Origin of the sequence: Candidatus Protofrankia datiscae (assembly GCF_000177615.2) — a bacterium.
GTDB classification, from domain to species: domain Bacteria; phylum Actinomycetota; class Actinomycetes; order Frankiales; family Frankiaceae; genus Protofrankia; species Protofrankia coriariae.
In genome coordinates, this window is record NC_015656.1 from 5,106,637 (window position 1) to 5,127,245 (window position 20,609).

Genomic DNA, 20,609 nt, shown 5'->3' on the forward strand with positions numbered 1-20,609 from the left:
CCAGGCACGCGGACCGGCGCGTAAGGCATCGGTCGTGTGACCATGCGTGGTACGCCGTCGATGACACGTGTCATCGACGGCTGGCACCGACTGTAGATACCCGGAGAAGATCGTCGTATGTTTGTCGTTGTGTACGCTTACGCGACCGAAAAGCGTACACAACGACAAAATCGTCCAGATCATGGTCTGTGCGGGTGGCCACGCTGACGGTGCCCGTCTCCGCCGGAGACGGGCCGAAGCCACCCGCCGAGGACGGCCGCATCCACGACGGGGCGGGACGCGACGGTCGGCCAGCCGGTCAGCCACGGCCACGGCCACGGGGCGGTCAACGTCAGGCGGACGTCCTTACCGCTCTGCCACGGACCGGCGGTCCCGGGGCCACTGGAGATCACCAGCATGGTCACGCAGCCGGCTGCGGCGGACGCCGGCCGTGCACCCGGCCGCCTCGTCCTCTTCCGCGGTGCCCCTGCCCACAGCGTCCGTCGCCACGGCAGCCCTGGGGCCGGTCTACCTCGCCATGGCGGCCTGCTGCCATGGCGACCCCGGCCGCGCCCCCTCGCCAGACCCATCTGCCGCCACGAAGGTCGCCCTCGCGGCAGCGGATGGGTTCGCGGCGGTGGTCGAGCCTGCGCTCAGACGTCCTGCCTGCTCCGCCTGCGGATGAGGAAACCGCCACCGGCAACTGCGGCCAGCAGGGCGACCAGAGCGAAACGCTTCATTGCGTACCTCCACGATGCGAACGAAGGGTATACGGAACACTCCCACACCTACGGCCGTCCCCGCTCGGCTCAGCCCCGTGCGGGAGGACGGGCGGAAGCACACCGGGCAGACAGCCGAACGGAAGATCGGCTGTCTGCCGAGCCTGAGCATGCCACGTCCGTAGCCACTTCGGCAGTAGGCAGCCTCGGATGTCGGTCATCATACGGAGCAATTTTTTCGCTCTTCAAGAGATCGTCTCACTCGCCCGCGCGGGGAACTGTCGTGGTCGCGCCAGCTCCGGCCGGGCCGGTCTCGGCACGAGGCACGAGGCACGAGGCACGAGGCACGAGGCACGAGGCACGAGGCACGAGGCACGAGGCACGAGGCACGAGGCACGATACGTCCACCCTGACGGGGAGCCGTACAGCCTCCGGCCGGGCCGGCCAGTCAGACGAGATCACGAATGGAGATCGTCTGGTTCCGGCCGGGGCCGACCCCGACGGCCGCCACCGGCGCGCCGGCCAGCTCCTCAAGCGTTCGGACGTAGTCGCGGGCGGCCTTCGGCAGATCGTCGAACGACGACGCCCGCGAGATGTCCTCACCCCAGCCGGGAAGCTCCTCGTAGATCGGTCTGGCGTGGTGGAACTCGGTCTGCGTCATCGGCATCTCGTCGTGTCGCACCCCGTGGACGTCGTACGCCACGCAGACCGGTACCCGGTCGAAGCCGGACAGCACGTCCAGCTTGGTCAGGAAGAGGTCGGTCAGCCCGTTCACGCGCACCGCGTAACGGGCGATCACCGCGTCGAACCAGCCGGTACGCCGGGCCCGGCCGGTGGTCACGCCGAACTCGCCGCCGGCGGCGCGCAACTCGTCGCCGACCTTGTCGGTGAGCTCGGTCGGGAACGGCCCGGAGCCGACCCTGGTCGTGTAGGCCTTGCAGATGCCGATCACCCGGGTGATCCTTGTCGGCCCGATACCCGAACCGGCCGCGGCCCCGCCCGCGGTCGGGTTCGACGACGTGACGAAAGGATAGGTCCCGTGGTCGACGTCGAGGAGGGTGCCCTGGGAGCCTTCCAGGAGCACGACTTGGCCGTCCCGTAACGCCCTGTCGAGCACGAGGCCGGTGTCGGCGATGTGCGGCCCGAGCCGCTGCGCGTACACGCTGTACTCGTCGACGACCTTGTCCACCTCAAGGGCGCGCCGGTTGTAAATCTTGGTCAGGATCTGGTTCTTCTCCCGCAGCGCAAGCTCCAGCTTCGCGCGAAAGATCCCGGGATCGAGCAGGTCCTGGACGCGGATGCCGGTCCGGGCGATCTTGTCGCCGTAGGTCGGGCCTATCCCGCGGCCGGTGGTCCCGATCCGCGCCTTACCGAGATAACGTTCGGTAACTTTATCGAGCGCTCGGTGATGAGGCATGATCAGATGCGCGTTCGCGCTGATCAGCAGCTGGGAGACGTCGATGCCGCGGGCGCGCAGCCCGTCCATCTCCTGGAGCAGGACACCGGGATCCACGACCACACCATTGCCGATCACCGGCACGCAGTCCGCGCGCAGCACGCCGCTGGGGATCAGGTGCAGGGCATAGCTTTCCGTACCGATGACAACGGTATGTCCGGCATTGTTACCCCCCTGATACCGGACGACGAAGTCGACCGCCCCGCCGAGCAGGTCGGTCGCCTTTCCTTTGCCCTCATCGCCCCACTGGGCGCCGATCAGCACGAGCGCAGGCACCGGGTGAGGTTACCTGGCCCACCCGACTCGGGGATGTCACATCGCCGACGGAATACGGCAAGATCTTCAGAGCGGTCATTGCGGACGCCTGCCCACAGGCGTCACCAAACTCCCGTCCGCACCGATCATCCCTCTGGGAGTCCACTTGCATTACTGAGGGTTACTGTGGAGTCTGTATTTCGGTAAGGCGGATAGTCGATCGGGACGGGGGTGTCACGGTGGCTGCTGTCACCGCCCGCTCCGTGGGCGCCGAGGGCTCCGGCCCGCACGCCAGCCAGAACGCCAGCACAGCGCGGGACATGGCAGCCGGCCAGCCGCCCGCCGCCGACGCGGCCGCGGCCAAGCCGTCCGAGCCGGCACGACCGTCCGCCCAGTCGGACCGACCCGGGCAGCCAGAACGGTCGACACCTACAGTGACAACACCGACAGTTACATCGGCCGCATCGGCCACCGACCGGGCTGTCGCGGGCCCACCCGAACAGGAGCCGCAGGAGCCGGTGGACGATGGTCCGGTGGACGGCGACCCGCCGCGCCGCGGCTACCCGGTGAAGCACAGCAGTCCCGTGAACGGCGGCAGCCCCCTGAACGGCGACAACACGGCGAACGGCGACAACCCGGCGGGACGCGGCAACACCGTGAACGGCGGCAGCCCGGTGAACGGCAGGCCGTCCGAGGCGGCCGCGTCGAGTGGTGACTCCGTGCCGCCGCCCGGCTCCGCCGAGGGCACCCAGCCGACCGTGCCGGACGACAGGCGGCCCCCCACCCGTCCCGGCCCCGACGGCCGCCGGCTGGAACCCGACATCCCACGGGTTGGCCTGCCGCGCGCTGGCAGGCCAGCGGCAGGCAGCGCGTCCGCTCCAGCCGCTCCGGCCGGCCCCGTCGGTTCCCTGCCGGCCCATCGGACGCCGGTGGCGCACGCCGCCGGCCTGGTCACCCGGCCGCAGGCGGTGCGGCAGAGCGTCGGCGCGCACGCCCGGCCGGTCGGCTTCTCGCCCATCGGCGACGTACCTCCCGCCGGCCTGGTGGAGGTTGTCGTTCGCGGCAGCTACGCCATCCGCAGCGCCAACCGGGCCGAGGAGCAGCGCCGCAGGCGGGCGGACGCCGTCGCCACCCACGTGGACAGGCAGATCGCCGAGTTCCTCGCCATCTGCGCAGCCCAGGGCCTCTCACCTAACGTGAGCGTTCGTCTGCTTCCGCAACGTCTGCCCCCACCGGTGGCCCGCGGTGGGCGCCGACGGCAGCCCGCGGATCCGGTGCCGCTCCCGATCCCGGCTCCCACCGAGGCCGGCCCGGCCGGGCACGACACAGCCGGGCGGCCCTCGACGGAGATCACCAATGACGGGAGCGAGGGCGGGAAGACCGGTCGGCGCGGTTCCGGTCCGGCCAGGGACCGTCGGCGCGGCCGGCACGCCGCGTCACCGCTGGTCTGGCCGGTGTTGTACTGGCGTAACGAGGAGTTCCCGTACACGGGCCGCTGCCTGCACCTTTTCGTCGACCGCGACGGGCGGACCTTCGAGGGCCGGGACGACCCGGGAACCCTCTACGCCCTGGGCCGCGATGTCCGGGTGTGGCCGGTGGACGTCCACGCGGTCGTCGGGGCCATGGCCGAGGTGGACGCCCGGCGATGCGCGCAGCAGGTGGTGTACGGCCTGGCACACACGCTGTGGTGTGCTGGTGTCCTCCTGTAGACGCACCCGTAGACGTACGCGCCCGCGGGCGTAGGGCGGACGCCGTGGCCGGTCAGGACACACCACCGTCCGCGCGGGCCCCGACAGGCGTCCGGGCATCCGTCACGAACCGTGTTCGATTCCATCCGGATCGCTTCCAGGTATCGCACCGTGAGCACGTCCCGCGGCCGGGCCGGGCCGGAAAGTTGATCGCGGTGAGCGCTACCCTGTACCGCGTGCCCTCCCATACTGGTTCCCACGCAGGGCCCGTGACCGCGCGCACAGCCAGCCGGGGCGCGGCCGGCCGCCGACCACCGGTCGGGCAGGTGGCAGTCCGACAGATGGCAACGGCCGCTCTGGCCGCGGCGACCGCTCCAGCGGCAGTTCGTCCCGCGGCGGTTCGTCCCGCGGCGGTTCGTCCCGCGGCAACGGCCGCTCCGGCGGTAGCCGCTCGTCCTGCGGCAGCCGCCCGTTCAGCGGCAGTGGCTGGTTCAGCGGCAGCCGCTCGTCCAGTGGTGATGGTTCGTTCAGCGACGGTGACCGGCCCGGCGGCGGCAGTGGGTAACGGGTGACACGGTGAAGGTACTCGTCGTCGGCTCCGGTGGCCGGGAGCATGCCCTGTGCCGGGCGCTGTCGCGCGACCCGGCCGTGAGCTCGATCGTCTGCGCCCCGGGCAACGCCGGCACCGCGGACCTCGCCGAGCCACGTCCGCTTGACGTCGGCGACCCGGACGCCGTCGCGGCCCTCGCGCAGAGCGTCCAGGCCGATCTGACCATCATCGGGCCGGAGGTTCCCCTGGTCGCAGGGGCAGCCGACGAGCTGCGGGCCCGCGGGCTGACCTGCTTCGGGCCGTCCGCCGCGGCCGCGCGCCTGGAGGGCAGCAAGGCGTTCGCCAAGGACGTGATGCGCGCCGCGGGCGTCCCGACCGCGGCCGCCCGCGACCACACCGAGATCGAGCCGGCCCTGGCCGACCTCGACGAGTTCGGCCCGCCCTACGTCGTCAAGTACGACGGGCTGGCCGCCGGCAAGGGCGTCACCGTGACGACCGACCGGGCGGAGGCGGTGGCGGCCGTGCGGTCCTGCCTACGCCGGGCGGACGACCGGGTCGTGATCGAGGAGTACCTGGACGGCCCCGAGGTCTCGCTGTTCGCGATCGTCACGGAGGCCGGCACGGTCGTGCCGCTGCTGCCCGCGCAGGACCACAAACGGGTCGGGGACGGCGACACCGGGCCGAACACCGGCGGGATGGGTGCCTACGCGCCGCTGCCGTGGGCGCCGCCCGGGCTCGTCCCCGAGGTCGTCGACACGGTGGTCAGACCCGTGGTGGACGAGATGGCCCGCCGCGGCACGCCATTCTCCGGCCTGCTCTACGCCGGTCTCGCGCTGACCTCCCGCGGGGTGCGGGTCGTGGAGTTCAACGTCCGGTTCGGCGACCCCGAGGTGCAGGCGATCCTGGCGCTGCTGGCCACGCCGCTGACCGACGTGCTGTCGGGCCGCCGGGCGCCGACGTGGCGCTCCGGCGCGGCGGTCACGGTGGTCGTTGCCGCTTCCGGCTACCCACAGTCACCAAAAGTCGGTGATCCGATCAGTGGTCTCGCCGCCGCGCAGGCCCTCACCGGCGTGGACATCCTGCATGCGGGCACCCGCCGGGACGCCGACGGCAGGATCGTGTCGTCCGGTGGACGTGTACTGTGCGTAACGGCAATCGGGTCACATCTTGAGGCCGCGAGAGGTTCGGCCTACGAGGCGATCAGCCGTCTGTCGCTGGCCGGAGCACACTACCGGACCGACATCGGCGACCTGACCCGTATCGGCGCCCCGACCTGGCAGGCCGCACCCGGCGGCGGGGCCAGCGGGTCGGCGGAGCGAGGTCCCTGACCAGACAGATCAGCACAGCCGGGCCGTGGGATCCGGAAGACGCGGCGGATGCGGGAGATCCGGATCCGCGCGAATTCCGGATCCCGGCCATGGGGGCCAAGGAGAACCATGGGAGCCACGGGGGCGCAACCGCTGACACCCGCGTCGCCGGCATCCGCCACGTCCGGTGTGTCCGCCCGTCCGGGGACGGCCGTAGGACGCCGGGTGGGTGATGCCCCTCCGGGCTCCAGCGGCCGGTCCGCCAGTCGTCCACCTACGATCAGCCAGTCGTTCAGAAGGTGAGTGAGCAGGCAGGTATGAGCGAGATTTCTCGGAACGACCCGAACGCACGGTCACCAAAGGTGGCCATCGTCTACGGCTCCCCTTCGGACGCCCAGACGATGAGCAAGGCCGGCGCGACTCTGGAGCGCTTCGGCGTCCCCTACGAGCAGGTGTCGGTGTCGGCTCACCGCTCCCCCCGCACCCTCGCGGAATACGTGGACGAGCTGGCCGCCCGCGGCATCGCGGTCGTCATCGCCGGCGCCGGGCTCGCCGCCGCCCTGCCCGGATCCGTTGCCGCGCTCACCACACTGCCCGTGATCGGCGTCCCGATCACGGGTGGGGCGCTGGACGGCATGGACTCCCTGCTCGCCATCGTGCAGATGCCGCCGGGGGTGCCGGTCGCCACGGTGGGGCTGAACAACTCCACGAACGCCGCCGTGCTGGCCACCCAGATCCTCGCCCTGAGCGACCCCGGGCTGCGGGCTCTGCTCACGGCGTTCAAGGACGACTTCGAGAAGGCCGCCGCCGCGGGCCTCGAGGAGGCGCTGGCCCCCGACCGCTGACCGACCGGGCCATCTCCCGGCGAGTCCCCGGCACCTCGGCGTATCCCGCCTGCCCGGCGTACCCCTGCCAGATGGCCTGCGCCGGGCAGGCGGCCGTGTTCGCCCGCCACATCAGATGATCATTTCGGACGGGCCCCGGTCAGACGGTTCCCGCCGGGCGGGCGCGTCTCACCCGCCCGGCGTGTCCCTGCCGGCGAGCGTCCCACCGGCAGCCGTCACAGGATCGGCTCGGGGGTGTAGGCGGCGGCGTCCGGGTAGCGGCTGACGATGCCGTCCACCTGGGCGCAGAAGGCCGCGACCTGCGCCCGGGCCGCTCCGGTGAACGTCAGCGGCTCGGCCAGCACCGACGACAGCTCGGCCGTGTCCAGGCCCAGCCGGTCGTCGCCGGCCAGCCGGGCCAGCAGGTCGTTGTGCTCCGCCCCCTTCTCCCGCAGGGCGAGGGCGACCGCGACCGCGTGCTCCCGGATGACCTCGTGGGCTCTCTCCCTCCCGACGCCCCGGCGCACGGCGGCCATCAGGATCTTCGTCGTGGCCAGGAACGGCAGGTTGCGGTCCAGCTCCCGGGCGATCACAGCCGGATAGGCCCCGAAGTCGTCCAGGACGGTCAGGAACGTCTCGTACAGCCCGTCGGCGGCGAAGAACGCGCCGGGCAGCGCCACCCTGCGCACGACCGAGCAGGACACATCCCCCTCGTTCCACTGGTTCCCGGCAAGCTCGCCGGTCATGGCGGCGAAGCCGCGCAGCACCACCGACAGGCCGCCGACCCGCTCGCAGGACCGGGTGTTCATCTTGTGCGGCATCGCGCTCGAGCCGACCTGGCCGGCGGCGAAACCCTCGGTGGCCAGCTCGTGGCCGGCCATCAGCCGGATGGTCGTGGCGAGGCTCGCAGGCCCGGCCACGGCCTGGACCAGCGCGGTGACGATCTCGAAGTCGAGCGACCGCGGGTAGACCTGGCCCACGCTGGTCAGCACCCGGCTGAAGCCGAGGAAGCCGGCGATCCGCCGCTCCAGCTCGGAGAACCTGGCTTCGTCCCCGCCGAGCAGGTCGAGCATGTCCTGACCGGTCCCGACCGGGCCCTTGATCCCGCGCAGCGGGTAGCGCTCCAGGGTGTCCTCGACCCGCTCGAAGGCGGCCAGCAGCTCCTGCCCGGCGGAGGCGAACCGCTTACCGAGCGTGGTCGCCTGCGCGGGGACGTTGTGGCTGCGCCCGGTGATCACCAGCGAGTCGTGCTCGGCGGCCAGCCGGGCCAGCCGGGCCAGCGCCGCGACCATGCGCCCCCGGATCAGCGCGAGCGAGCTGCGCACCTGCAGTTGTTCGACGTTCTCGGTGAGGTCGCGTGACGTCATGCCCTTGTGCACGTGCTCGTGGCCGGCGAGGGCGTTGAACTCCTCGATGCGGGCCTTGACGTCGTGGCGCCGCAGCCGCTCCCGCCGGGCTATCGAGGCCAGGTCCACCTCGGTGAGGACCCGCTCGTAGTCCTCGATCACGCCGGCGGGCAGCTCCAGGCCGAGATCCCGCTGGGCGCGCAGCACCGCCAGCCACAGCCTGCGCTCCGCGACCACCTTGCTCTCCGGCGACCACAGCCGCCGGATCTCCGCCGAGGCGTAACGGGTGGCCAGGACGTCGGGAACCTCGGGGGGCTCGGGGGCGGTAGGAGGTGCGGGGGCCGCGTGCTCGGTTGCCATACCGGCCATCGTGCCCGACAACCGCGCCCGAATCCCCGGCCCGGAAACCCTACCCGGCCGTGACGTCGCGTTACCGGCCCGAACATCCCGGCGGGACGGGAGCATCCGGCCACCGGCCACCGGCCACCGGCCGCTATGCCGCGTCACCGACTGGGACGTCCTGATTGCCGGCGAAGAGGCCCGGCGCATCGCATACGGTCGAGGCATGCCACTGACGCACGAGGAGTTCGCCGGGCTGACCCACCTGGGGTCGGGCAAGGTACGCGAGATGTTCGCGGTCGGTGACGACGCGGTTCTCCTGGTCGCCAGCGACCGGATCTCCGCCTTCGACGTGGTCCTGCCCACCGAGATACCGGACAAGGGCGCCGTCCTCACCGGCCTGTCGCTGTGGTGGTTCGACCAGCTCGCGGATCTCGTACCGTCCCATGTGATCAGCACCGACGTGGCCGAGTACCCCGACGAACTCGCCCCCTACGCCGAGCAACTGCGCGGCCGGTCGATGCTGTGCCGGCGGCTGGCCATGGTGCCGATCGAGTGCGTCGCCCGCAGCTACCTCACCGGCAGCGGGCTGAAGGACTACCAGCGCACCGGCGAGGTCAGCGGCCACGCGCTGCCCGCCGGCCTCGTCGACGGCAGCCGGCTACCCGCGACGATCTACACCCCGTCGACGAAGGCGCCGATCGGCGAGCACGACGAGAACATCAGCCGGGCGCAGGCCGCCTCCCAGGTGGGCTCCGAGGTTGCCGCCGAGCTGGAGAAACTCACCCTGTCGATCTTTGAGCGGGCGGTCGCCGTGGCCGCCGAACGCGGCATCATCGTCGCCGACACCAAGTTCGAGTTCGGCCACGACGCCGACGGCGTCCTGCGGCTGGGCGACGAGGTGCTGACCCCGGACTCGTCCCGGTTCTGGCCCGCCGAGCAGTGGCGGCCCGGCGGCTCCCAGCCGTCCTATGACAAGCAGTTCATCCGCGACTACCTGGCGTCCACCGGCTGGGATCGGACCGCTCCCGGCCCACAGCTTCCGCCGGAGGTGGTCGAGGCCACCCGGGCCCGCTACGTCGAGGCGTACGAACGCCTCACCGGCACCTCCTTCGCCGACTACGTCGCCGCCGCGCAGGCCCGGTAGGCGTCTCTCGGGCAGGCGTTTCAGAACATCCGTCCCGGGCCCGGCGTCTCGGGCCCGGGAGGCGTACTCTCAGCCCTCCGGGTCGCGCCGCCGTCAGTCGGAACCTTCCGCCGGTGGCCAACGGACGCGACCGCCAGCCGCTGACACATGTGCGGTACGTGACAGGCGTGCACGCGCGATCGCGTTCGGGTTAGGCTGGCGCGCGACGTCCGGTACCCCTACGAGGACTGGAACGACATTGATGGCCACATCCGCAACCGCGGCTTCGCTACGCCCCCGATCGCCCGACGACGGGGAGCCGGAGCTGGCCCAGAGCCGCGCAGAACTCGATTCGCTACTCGATACGTCACCCTTAGCAGCGAATGCTACACGAGCTGTCGTCATGACGATGGGCGCGTTGCATGCCGGGCATACCGAGCTGATCCGCACCGCCCGGGCCCGCGCGGACCAGCTGATCGTCACGATCTTCGTGAACCCGTTGCAGTTCGGCCCCCGGGAAGATCTCTCCCGCTACCCCCGGACGCTCGACGCCGACCTGCGGCTGTGCGGCCGCGAAGGCGTGGACATCGTCTTCGCCCCGCCGATCGTGCACGAAACCCCGCCGCTCGTCCGGGTCAGCGCCGGCCCGCTCGGCGAGATACTGGAGGGCGCCAGCCGCCCCGGACACTTCGACGGCGTCCTCACGATCGTCGCGACCCTGCTCCACCTGACCCGGCCGCACCTGGCCTTCTTCGGCAAGAAGGACGCCCAGCAGCTCGTCCTCGTCCGGCGGATGGTGCACGACCTGGCCTTCCCGACCGAGATCGTCGCGGTGCCGACGGTACGGGCCCCGGACGGGCTGGCGCTGTCCAGCCGCAACGCCTACCTGACCACCCACCAGCGCGGCAGCGTGCTCGCGCTGCCGCGGGCGCTCGCCGTCGGGGTGAGCGTCGCCGACGAAGGCGCGGACGTGGTGCTGGCCGCCGCCAGCGAGGTGCTCGCCGCCGAGCCGGGCGTCAGGGCGGACTACCTGAGGCTGGCAAGTCCCGACGATCTGGCACCGGTACGTATCGGCCAGGCGCTACTGCTGGTCGCGGCCCGGGTTGGCACCACCCGGCTGATCGACAACATCGAGCTCACGCTGCCCGGGGAGGACGGCTGACCGTGTTCCGGACCATGCTCAAATCGAAGATCCACCGCGCCACGGTCACCCAGGCCGATCTGCACTACGTCGGCTCCGTCACGATCGACGCCGACCTGATGGCGGACGCGGACCTGCTCCCCGGCGAGCAGGTCACGATCGTCGACATCGACAACGGTGCCCGGCTGGAGACCTACGCGATCGCGGGTCCGCCCGGCAGCGGGATCATCGGGATCAACGGCGCGGCAGCCCGGCTCGTCCACCCCGGAGATCTTGTGATCATCCTGGCGTACGCGGTCATGGCCGACGCCGAGGCCCGTCGGTTCACCCCGCGGGTGCTGTTCGTGGACGCCGCCAACCGGATCGTCGCCCGCGGCCAGGATCCGGCGGCGGCGATCCCGGACGACCCCTCCAGCCTGCGCGGGGACATCGTCCAGCCGCTGTCGGTCCCGCCGCTGTCCGCCGACGGGGCAAGAGCCGAGCGGAGGGCGCCCCGGCACGAGCCGGACGGCGGGCGGACGGCCACGGTCGGCACGCGGATCCGTTCATGATCTTCCTGCCCTGCCGGCTCGGGGCATCCCGACCGGGCTGGGCACTCGACGCCGACATCGTGGTGATCGGGTCGGGGATCGCGGGGCTCAGCGCCGTCCTGCACGCCCGCGCGGCCGTGCCCGCCGGCCGGGTCCTGCTGGTCACGAAGGCACACCTGGACGAGGGGTCGACCCGTTGGGCGCAGGGCGGCATCGCCGCGGCGCTCGCCCCGGAGGACTCCCCCGAGGATCACCTGGCCGACACCCTGACCGCCGGGGTCGGGCTGTGCGACGTCGACGCCGTGCGGATCCTGGTCACCGAGGGGCCGGCGCGGGTGCGGGAGCTGGCCGAGCTGGGCGCCGCGTTCGACCGGGACGGCTCCACCGGCGGGTTCGCGCTGACCCGCGAGGGCGGCCACCTGCGCAACCGGATCGTGCACGCGGGCGGCGACGCCACCGGCCTGGAGGTCGAACGGGCCCTCATCGCGGCGGTGCGCGCGGACCCGGGCGTCGAGGTGATCGAGCACGCGCTCGTCCTCGACCTGCTGCTGGACGCCGACGGCAACACCGCCGGGGTGACCCTGCACGTCCTGGGCGAGGGCAGTAAGGACGGGGTGGGCGCGGCCGCCGCCCGCGCGGTGATCCTCGCCACCGGCGGGATGGGGCAGGTCTTCGCCGCCACCACGAACCCGCCGGTGTCCACCGGGGACGGTGTGGCGCTGGCGCTGCGCGCCGGCGCGGTCGTCACCGACCTGGAGTTCGTCCAGTTCCATCCGACCGCGTTGTGGCTGGTCCCGCCGTCGACGGAAGCGGCCACGCGACCGGGGGCGGGGGCGGGCCCGGGGACCGGTGCGCCCGCGCCACCCGGCTCCGGCCAGCAGCCGCTGGTCAGCGAGGCCATGCGCGGTGAGGGCGCCCTTCTGGTGGACGCCGCCGGGCACCGGGTGATGGACGGCGTCCACCCGCTCGCCGACCTGGCGCCGCGAGACGTCGTCGCCAAGCAGATGTCCCGGGTGATGGCCGCCCAGGGCGTCGACCACCTCTACCTCGACGCCCGCGGCCTGGGCAGTTCCACCCTGCTGCGACGCTTCCCGACGATCACTGCCCGCTGCCGGGCCGCCGGCGTGGACCCGCTCCGCGAGCCGATCCCGGTCGCCCCGGCGGCGCACTACGCCAGCGGCGGTGTGCGCACCGACGTCTGGGGGCGTACCAGCGTCCCCGGGCTGTACGCGTGCGGGGAGGTCGCGTGCACGGGCGTGCACGGAGCGAACCGGCTGGCGTCCAACAGCCTGCTGGAGGGGCTGGTCTTCGCCGCCCGCATCGGCACCGATCTCGCCCGGGGGCTGCCCAGCCCGACGAAGCCGGCGAACCCGGTGGTGGGAAGCGGCTCGACCGGGCTTGCCGACCCGGCGGCCCGTGCCGACCTGGCCCGTGCCATGGCCGATGGCGCCGGGGTGCTGCGCAGCGAGCAGAGCCTGCGGGCGACCGCGAAGACGCTGGCCGCCCTCGGGGACCCGCGGGTCGGCGGCACGGTCACCGCCGGCCCGGACGCCTGGGAGATGACCAACCTGCGGACCGTCGCCACCGCGCTGGTCGCGGCTGCCACAATGCGTCAGGAAACCCGTGGCTCGCACTGGCGGGAAGATTTCGGTATCACTGACGACGCACGCTGGCGTGGCCACATCCTCACCCAGTTGGACGCGGAAGGTGAGCTCTCAGTGACATACGAGCCGTTGGACGTCGCGGAGGCTCCGCCTCTTCCGGGCTACCCGGCAACCGCCGGGCACGCCTCGGGCCAGGCCTGATGCCAGCCTGATGCCACTGCCGTCCCCGCCGTCGCCGTTGTCACCGCCGTCGCCGTCGCCGTTGTCACCGCCGTCACCGTCGCCGTTGTCACCGCCGTCACCGTCGTTGTCACCGCTGTCGCAGGAGACCCGCAGCGCACTGGTGTCAGCCGGGCTCGATCCGGACGCGCTCGTCATGCTCATCCGCGGCGCCGTCGCCGAGGATCTGCCCGCGCTCCCAGCGGATCCGGTGGCGCCCCTGGACGCCACGGCGGATGCTGCGGTCCGTACAGTGAGTAGTTATGATCCGGACTCGGTCGACACGACGTCGGTCGCGACCGTGCCGCCCGACCTGGCTGGCCGGGGAGCGGTCGTCGCCCGGGCCCGGGGAGTCGTCGCCGGCCTGCCGGTGGCCGCGGCCGTCTTCGAGGTGGTCCTCACCGACCGCTACCCGGCACGGCACGAGCCCACAGGCGTCCGCCCGACGCGGGATCCGTCGGACGTCCACCGTGGGGATGCGGCCGCCGACGAGCACGCGGACGCGGAGAGCGGCTGGACCGGTGGTCTGGACATCGAGATCGTCGCTTCGGACGGTGACCAGGTGAGCCCCGGGGACGCCGTCCTGACCGTCGCGGGCCCGGTCCGCGCCCTGCTCACCGCCGAACGCACGGCGCTGAACCTGCTGTGCCACCTCTCTGGGGTGGCCACGGCGACCCGGCGGTGGGTCGACGCGGTGGACGGTACGGGGGCGGCGATCCGGGACACCCGCAAGACCCTGCCCGGGCTGCGCGCGTTGGAGAAGTACGCGGTGCGCTGTGGAGGTGGGCGCAACCACCGGATGTCGCTGGCGGACGCGGCGCTGGTGAAGGACAACCACGTGGTCGCCGCGGGCGGGGTGGCGGCGGCGTTCGCCGCGGTGCGGGCGAGGTTCCCCGGCCTGCCGGTCGAGGTCGAGTGCGACACGGTGGCCCAGGTCGCCGAGGCCGTGACAGCCGGCGCGGACCTGATCCTCTGCGACAACATGAGCCTGGACGAGCTGCGTGAATCGGTCGCGATCGCCCGTCCGAACGGCGTCGAGCTGGAGGCCAGCGGCGGGCTGACCCTCGACATGGCCCGCCGCGTGGCCGAGACCGGCGTCGACTATCTGGCGATCGGAGCGCTGACCCACTCGGCGCCCGCGCTGGACCTGGGCCTCGATCTCGACCTCTCCCCGCGCCGGGGTCCGGGCCCGGCGCCCGCCTCGGACGTCGCGCCCGAGGCGGGCGCCGGATCGGGGACGCCCTGATGCTGCTCACGATCGACATCGGCAACACCAACACCGTCCTCGGCGTCTTCGACGGCGAGGACCTGATGGATTCCTGGCGGGTACGCACCAACCCGCACTCGACCGCGGACGAACTGTCGCTGCTGTTCCGCGGTCTGCTCCTGGACTACGACGTCGACGGCATCTCGGTGTGCTCGACCGTGCCGGCGGCCCTGCGGGAGATCCGGCGCATGGTGGTGCGCGCGTTCCGCAAGGTGCCCGCCGTCGTGGTGGAGCCGGGCACGAGAACGGGGGTGCCGATCCTCATCGACAACCCCAAGGAGGCCGGCGCGGACCGGATCGTGAACGCGCTGGCCGCCCACCACCTCTACGGCGGTCCGGCGATCATCGTCGATTTCGGGACGTCCACGAACCTGGACGTGGTCTCCAGCCGCGGCGAGTTCCTCGGCGGCGCGTTCGCCCCGGGTATCGAGATCGCCCTGGACGCGCTTGCGTCGCGGGCGGCGCAACTGCGCAACGTCGAGCTCATACCACCACGATCGGTGATCGGAAAGAACACCGTCGAGTGCCTCCAGTCCGGCATGATCTACGGTGTGGTGGGCCAGGTGGACGGCCTGGTACGCCGCATCAGCAACGAACTGGACGCCGACCCCGTGGTCATCGCCACCGGCGGGCTGGCCTCCCTCGTCATCCGCGAGAGCGAAACCCTCCAGCACCACGAACCCCACCTGACCCTCATCGGCCTCCGCCTCATCTTCGAGAAGAACACATAAAAGGGAGTGCTGCCGGCGGCCGGGACTGTCAGCAGCCTGGGGCTGCGGCCGTGGGGGTTGCCGGGCAGCCGGGTCTGATCACCTTGCGGACTGCGATCTCGCCGTGAGCGCCGAAGGATTTCACGACTATCGAGTTCCGCAGACCCTCGGCGACCATGGGGAGGTCGTTCAGGGTGACGGGGGTCAGGTCGCCGAGAATGAAGTAGTCGACGTCCTGCCAGCCGTTCTTCAGCTTTTCACGGACGGCCGGGTCGAGGTCCAGTTTGTAGAACCAGATCGGCTCGGGCTTCTTGCCGGCCAACTCCAGGTCCGTCCATATGTTGTCGTCGGTGACGACGATGTTGCCGTCCGGGATGTTCTCGATGTACCAGCGGGCCGCCTCCCGGCTCGGCGCGCTGTCGTCGGCGGTCAGTGCTGTGTGCAGCTTCGGTGCCCAGTGCTCCGGGAGCGTCAGCAGTCCCGCCGTCACGATGCTGGCCACCGCCACCAGGCGTATCCAGGTGCCGAGCACGGCAGGCTCGGCCGCGGCCGGGAGCGGGGCCGCGAACGAAGCCGACGTCGGGGCTGATGCCAGAGTCAGGGCCGATATCGGGGGCCGGCGGGACAGCGAGCGCGTTTCCACGGCAGGCGCCGGATCACGCGGCGGGTCGTGGAGCGCGCTGCCAGCCATGTCCCCGGAGCGGTCGCGCGCGGCGTTGGCGGTCGGTGGCCGGTAGTACGGCAGCAGCGCATCGAGCATGCCGGCCACGCACAGCGCCGCGAACGGCAGCATCGCCGTCACGTACGCGTATGGCATGTATCCGTTCCGGAACATGAAGGCGAGCTGGATCAGCAGCAGTATCGCGACCACCCGCAGACGCCTGACGAAAAGCGCCGGGAACGCGGCGATAACGCCCGCGCACAGCAGATAGGGGTCGATCTCCAGCCACAGGTTCGCCATGCTGCGGGTGCTGCTGTCCGCGTTCAGCAGGCTTCCGCTCGCCGGCCGGTCGAACAGCTGCCACCTGGTCGCGCCGATCAGCGAGACGTGACTGGCGCCCTCGAACAGCTCGTTCTTGATGACGGCGTAGAGGACGTAGAGGCCGCAGATCACAGTGAGGAAACCGAGGAAGTTCTGGCGTACGAACCGCCAGTTCCGCCGGTCACGGTTCTGGCGGAGCAGCAGGTAGACGGCCGGCAGGAGAATGAGGGTCGTCTCCTTCGACCAGAAGGCGAAGGCCATGAAGACACCGGCCCAGATCGCCGCGCCGGCGCTGCGCCGGGGGGATGCCGCGCAGACCAGCGCCGCCAGCACCCACATCACGGCGATGTTGTCGAGGAAGGCCATCCGCTGGTACCAGACCGCGAGCGGTGCCAGGGAGAACAACAGGACCGCGGCGGCCGAGAACACCCGTCGCAGCGCCAGCCGGCGGGCCAGCAGGTAAAGCAGCGCGCAGCTCACCAGATGGACGACGAACATGCACTCGCGGGCGGCAGCCACCGCTGTCGGTGCCCGCTCGAACGCGTGTGTGAGCGTCGTGTAGACGGCGATAAGCAGCCAGCCACCGAAAGGATGGTCGTACCAGTATGTGTAGTGGGCGATTTGGCCCCAGTACTCCATGGCGTATGCCTGCGCCGTGTAGGTGCCCTCGTCGTCGTTGACACGGCCGGGCCAGCCGTCCTGGTTGATGCCGTGTACGAGCCCGCAGACGACGATGAGCACGGCGAGGATGATGATGCTATGCCAGTGCGCCAACAGCCAGGCTGTCATCCGGTCGCGGACGGTCGCGACCGAGTCGGTGAATCCGCCGAACCGGCGGCCACGCCGGTTGTCGGCCGGTGCGGTGCCAGTGCCTGCGCCGCGGTCGAGAAGCGGGAGCGTGCTGGTGGTCACAGAGCCCCCTCGAACGGTTCGGGGAACTGGACCCCGGGCGGCGTGAAGACACGGTCGCCGCGCCGCTGTCCCGTCAGTTGCTCAGGGACCTGGGCCTCCCGGAGCTGCCGGACCGGTTGCCGAACCTCCCCGATCGGCTTGCGACGCTCTCCGATCGGCTTCGCCAGCCCGGCGGAAACCCCGGAAGTGGCGGCGATCCCGGATCCGGCAGGAATCCTGGAGCCGGCAAGCACCTCGGAACCGGTGAACGCTTCAGCGGCGGCAGGGAACACGGAGGCGACAGGCGTTCCGGGCCTGAGGACGGGCTCGCGGTGATTTCGGAGCGCCGGCTGGGCCGGACCTGGTATCACCACGTGGTGGGCGCCGACATGTGTCGTCTTCTCCCATTCGAGTTTTCTCTGGAACAGCCGCACGACGGCCCGCAGTGCCGCCAGCGACAGCACGAGCTGGTAGACCGGCGCGCTGGCTATCAGCCGGGCGCTGTCCAGCGGAGTCACCCTGATCCGGTATGCGTCGGCGAACTCCCGGAAGGCGGCCTCCTCGGTGAGCGTCAGCATCAGCATCGCGAGGAGCGGCAGCCAGAATATGATCACAATACCCACCGGGGCGCTCAGGAAGAACGTGAGCAGCATGGAGGTCGGCAGGACCAGGCCGGCCATGGCCTGGAAGAACGGCATCAACAGCATCTCGGCGGCGAGCACCCGCTGCCGCCAGCCCGGCAGCCGGCGCCAGTCGCCCTTCCGGAAGACCTGGATGAAACCCATCATCCAACGGGTGCGCTGCACCACGAGTTTCTTCAGGCTTTCTGGCGTCTCCTCCTGGGTGGTCAGCTCGGGATGGTAGAAAACCGTGGTGGTGACGCCGGCCACCGAGGCGCGCACACCGAGGTCGCAGTCCTCCGTCAGGCAGGAGACGTCCCAGCCGCCGAGCCGGTCGAGAACCTCGCGCCGGACGAACACGGTGTTGCCGCCAAGCGGGATGAAACGCGCCTTCGCCTGGTAGCGCAGCCGCGACATGAACCAGATGTAGTACTCCAGGCAGTTACGCGCCCGCCACCACGACGTCCCGCTGTCGGCCCAGTCGACCAGCGCGCGCAGCATCCCGGCGGATTCCGGCCGCCGCCAGCGGGGGCCGCGAACGTTCATCAGCTGGACGCCGCCCTGAAAGATCCCGGTTTCCGGGTGACGCACGGCCAGGGTGTTGACGTAGCCGAGCAGACCGCGGGCGATCAGGGACTCCGCGTCGACGATTCCTATCAGCTCGCCGTGGCAGTGCTTTCGCGCGTCCTCGAGGGAGAGCGGTTTGCTCCGCTGCGCACCGCTGGGTGTGACGATCCGTACGTTGGGGTATCGGCCGGCGAACTCCTGTGCCACCTCGCGGGTCTCCCGGTCGAGCTCGTCGTCCGACACGACGACGACCAGTTCGAAAAGATGCGGCGGATAGTCACCGGCGAGCAGCTGGGTCAGCGTGCGCCCGAGAACGGGCTCCTGACGGGCGGGCACGATCAGCGAGAAGGTGTATCCGGGGGACGCCTGGTCCTCCAGGTCGACGTGGTCGACCCGGTCGGGCAGCTGCCAGCCGTACTGGGCCCGCACCAGCGTCAGACCGGCGATCAGCAGCATCGACAGCGACACCACCGTCCAGATACCGATCGCCACGTTGTCACGGCCGCGATACAGCGCCTGTGCCGTCTCGACGAACAACGGCCACGCGGGCAGCAGAAGAACACCGTGCAGCACACGGACGGACGCGGCTGTCAGGGTGGAGCCGAAGACGAACCAGGAATACATCAGCAGGTGAGCGGAAACCACCACCAGGGCGCAGACCGCGGCGGCCAACAGGTTACGTGGGCCGGCCTGCCCCGTTGGCGAGGAGTTCGCCGCCAGCTCCGTCAGCGCGGTGAACAGCAGCCAGCCGACCGATTCGGTCGAGACCCGGGCGATGGCGGGCCTGAGCCGGCCGCCATCGTGTCCACGCCAGGTGAAGCCACGGTCCAGGCCCCACAGCAGGCCCGTCGCGGCGACCACCGAAAATCCGTATCCGGCCCGTCCCCAGGCCCCGAAGAAACAGCCGATGAAAGCCATCAGCGCGACCCGTGCGGCAATGCTCGTCCCACCGGCCGTGATGAAACGCAACTGCCCTGGCATCCTCGTCAGGAAAGCGTGAAGCGACGGTGGCGCGGCCAGCGCCTGATTGAGGTTCACTGATCCCTACCTGAGTGGTCGGTACGAATGGCCGGCATCGACCGGGTGGCAACGGCCCGGGACCGGGCACGGTGGCCCGCTGTTCTCACGGGCGTTCTCCCGAAGCAGTCACCAACCTCGGCAGATCGGCCGCGTAGTCGGCAACCGTGGAACTGGCGAAATAAAGAACGTGTTGGACGTCGTCGACGCCGTAGGCGGCGACCTGGGCCGCGTGCGCCACGTCGTACTGGCCGCCGGGCGCCTGCTGCGTCTGCGCGAGCGGTATGCCCACGGCCTGTTGCGCGGCGTCGATCTGCGCCGGCGAGCCGGTGAGCCGGTGAGCCGGTGAGCCGGTGAGCCGGTGAACGAGGAGTCGAACTGGTCGAGCCAGCGCCGGAGCGCCTCGGCGCTGTCCCGCCCGGGATCCGTGGTCACGAAGACGACCGTGAGCGCCGACCCGGCATCGTTTCTGGCCAGCCGTTTGGCGGCGGCGATGTCGGCCATGGTCGTCGGGCAGACGTCCGGGCAGTTCGTGTAGCCGAAGAAGAGCAGGGTGGCTCGGCCGGCGGTCTGCCGCGCGAAGTCGAAACTGTGCCCGGCGGTGTCCGTCAGGGTGAACGACGGCCGGGAGCGGGAGACCTTCGGGACGGTGCCGTGCCAGCCGCCGGTGGCCGTGGCGACAGCCGCTGACGACCGTACCGGCGGGCCGTCGGCCGGGTGCGTGGGCTCGCTCGTGGCGCAGCCGGCGCTGCCGGCCAGACAGAGCAGGGCCATGACGGCGGTTCCGCTCAGGGCCCGCCTCACGGCGTCGGCCCGACCGGTGCATCGCAGGGGGGCATGTTCCTGGCCTTTCTGAACTGCTGACCGGATCGAAACGGCAGGGCTGTGCCACTGGCCACGGACCCGTGGCACCGTGATCCATGTCCCGTTTCCGACCGTTACCTCGGGTGCGGACGGCGTGACGACGGGTTTTCCGTGCCCGGGATTCCCGGCGGACCGGCTCGGCTGGCCGCCAGGAATCCCAGGAATCCGGGAGAACCGGCGGGGTCTAGTCGGCGCAGACCGTCGTGCCACGCGGGGCGTTGCCGCCGGTGCCGGCCAGGTTCTTGCTGTCCGTTCCTGTCACCTTCAACGCCCCGAAGCCGGATTTCCGCAGGAATTCGCAGTCGACCGGAACACCACCGGGGGCGATCTTCGGGACGCAGACGTTCGTGTTGTCGCTGGCCTTCACATAGTTGTGGTCGCAGCCGTCCACCCACAGCGTCGCGGGCGACGGTCGGCCGTTTCCATGCGGCTGAATCCGGCCGCTGAGATCCCGGTTGCCAGCTCCGAGCGTGTTTTCGGCCGCGACCGGCCGGGTGCCCCCGCTGTCGCCGGCTGACGGGCCGAAAACACCGGTCGCCCGCAGGCCGACCAACAGGCCCACCGTGACACACACCGCCGTCACCGCGCTGAGAAGGATTTTCCGTCGG

Annotated in this window: 15 protein-coding genes; 9 read left to right on the forward strand and 6 right to left on the reverse strand. The window is 71.1% G+C overall.

Annotated features, from left to right (window positions below):
- Positions 1-1,146: 1,146 nt before the first annotated feature.
- The gene (locus tag FSYMDG_RS21545) at positions 1,147-2,430 is read right to left on the reverse strand and encodes an adenylosuccinate synthase (protein WP_013875485.1); all 1,284 of its coding nucleotides are present in this window, start codon (positions 2,428-2,430) and stop codon (positions 1,147-1,149) included.
- A gap of 497 nt (positions 2,431-2,927) precedes the next feature.
- On the opposite strand from FSYMDG_RS21545, the gene FSYMDG_RS23540 reads away from it, so the two are divergent.
- The 3 genes from FSYMDG_RS23540 to purE all read left to right on the forward strand — a co-directional run bounded on the left by FSYMDG_RS23540 (position 2,928) and on the right by purE (position 6,799).
- Positions 2,928-4,118 carry a hypothetical protein gene (locus FSYMDG_RS23540; RefSeq protein WP_157491051.1) on the forward strand — a complete coding sequence of 397 codons (1,191 nt, stop codon included), beginning with the start codon at positions 2,928-2,930 and terminating at the stop codon, positions 4,116-4,118.
- Positions 4,119-4,673: 555 nt separating this feature from the next.
- Positions 4,674-5,975, forward strand: coding sequence for a phosphoribosylamine--glycine ligase (gene purD, locus FSYMDG_RS21560; RefSeq protein WP_013875487.1), 1,302 nt, complete (start codon positions 4,674-4,676; stop codon positions 5,973-5,975).
- Positions 5,976-6,271: 296 nt separating this feature from the next.
- Entirely contained in the window at positions 6,272-6,799 is a 528-nt protein-coding gene (gene purE, locus FSYMDG_RS21565) for a 5-(carboxyamino)imidazole ribonucleotide mutase (RefSeq protein ID WP_013875488.1), read from the forward strand.
- Between the two features lie 215 nt (positions 6,800-7,014).
- Here purE and purB read toward each other — a convergent pair whose 3' ends face one another.
- Positions 7,015-8,484, reverse strand: coding sequence for an adenylosuccinate lyase (purB, locus tag FSYMDG_RS21570; protein ID WP_050803624.1), 1,470 nt, complete (start codon positions 8,482-8,484; stop codon positions 7,015-7,017).
- A 205-nt stretch (positions 8,485-8,689) separates the two neighbouring features.
- Between purB and FSYMDG_RS21575 the strand changes: the two genes are divergently transcribed.
- The 6 genes from FSYMDG_RS21575 (at position 8,690) to FSYMDG_RS21600 (ending at position 15,081) form a co-directional block, all read left to right on the forward strand.
- The gene (locus tag FSYMDG_RS21575; protein WP_013875490.1) at positions 8,690-9,610 is read left to right on the forward strand and encodes a phosphoribosylaminoimidazolesuccinocarboxamide synthase; all 921 of its coding nucleotides are present in this window, start codon (positions 8,690-8,692) and stop codon (positions 9,608-9,610) included.
- Between the two features lie 241 nt (positions 9,611-9,851).
- Complete coding sequence (gene panC / locus FSYMDG_RS21580; protein WP_013875491.1) at positions 9,852-10,751, forward strand: pantoate--beta-alanine ligase; 900 nt, start codon at positions 9,852-9,854, stop codon at positions 10,749-10,751.
- 2 nt (positions 10,752-10,753) lie between these two features.
- Positions 10,754-11,281 (forward strand): aspartate 1-decarboxylase, encoded by a 528-nt coding sequence (gene panD / locus FSYMDG_RS21585; protein ID WP_013875492.1) that lies wholly within the window; start codon positions 10,754-10,756, stop codon positions 11,279-11,281.
- Positions 11,278-13,065: an L-aspartate oxidase gene (locus FSYMDG_RS21590; RefSeq protein ID WP_013875493.1), complete on the forward strand. Its 1,788-nt coding sequence runs from the start codon at positions 11,278-11,280 to the stop codon at positions 13,063-13,065. The genes panD and FSYMDG_RS21590 overlap by 4 nt, the downstream gene beginning before the upstream one ends.
- 175 nt (positions 13,066-13,240) lie before the next feature.
- Positions 13,241-14,329, forward strand: a complete 1,089-nt coding sequence (nadC, locus tag FSYMDG_RS21595) for a carboxylating nicotinate-nucleotide diphosphorylase (RefSeq protein WP_083828561.1) — start codon at positions 13,241-13,243, stop codon at positions 14,327-14,329.
- Positions 14,329-15,081 carry a type III pantothenate kinase gene (locus tag FSYMDG_RS21600; RefSeq protein ID WP_013875495.1) on the forward strand — a complete coding sequence of 251 codons (753 nt, stop codon included), beginning with the start codon at positions 14,329-14,331 and terminating at the stop codon, positions 15,079-15,081. The genes nadC and FSYMDG_RS21600 overlap by 1 nt, the downstream gene beginning before the upstream one ends.
- A 28-nt stretch (positions 15,082-15,109) precedes the next feature.
- On the opposite strand, the gene FSYMDG_RS21605 is transcribed toward FSYMDG_RS21600, so the two are convergent.
- The 4 genes from FSYMDG_RS21605 to FSYMDG_RS21620 all read right to left on the reverse strand — a co-directional run bounded on the left by FSYMDG_RS21605 (position 15,110) and on the right by FSYMDG_RS21620 (position 20,575).
- The gene (locus FSYMDG_RS21605) at positions 15,110-16,954 is read right to left on the reverse strand and encodes a glycosyltransferase family 39 protein (protein WP_013875496.1); all 1,845 of its coding nucleotides are present in this window, start codon (positions 16,952-16,954) and stop codon (positions 15,110-15,112) included.
- A complete protein-coding gene (locus FSYMDG_RS23545) occupies positions 16,951-19,089 on the reverse strand; it encodes a glycosyltransferase family 2 protein (RefSeq protein ID WP_237702909.1) in 2,139 nt (712 codons plus the stop codon). Before FSYMDG_RS23545 ends, FSYMDG_RS21605 begins: the two co-directional genes overlap by 4 nt.
- A 177-nt stretch (positions 19,090-19,266) precedes the next feature.
- Positions 19,267-19,911: an SCO family protein gene (locus tag FSYMDG_RS21615; RefSeq protein ID WP_237702910.1), complete on the reverse strand. Its 645-nt coding sequence runs from the start codon at positions 19,909-19,911 to the stop codon at positions 19,267-19,269.
- 274 nt (positions 19,912-20,185) lie between these two features.
- On the reverse strand, positions 20,186-20,575 hold the full coding sequence (locus tag FSYMDG_RS21620; RefSeq protein WP_131796778.1) for a hypothetical protein: 390 nt from the start codon (positions 20,573-20,575) through the stop codon (positions 20,186-20,188).
- Positions 20,576-20,609 lie beyond the last annotated feature (34 nt).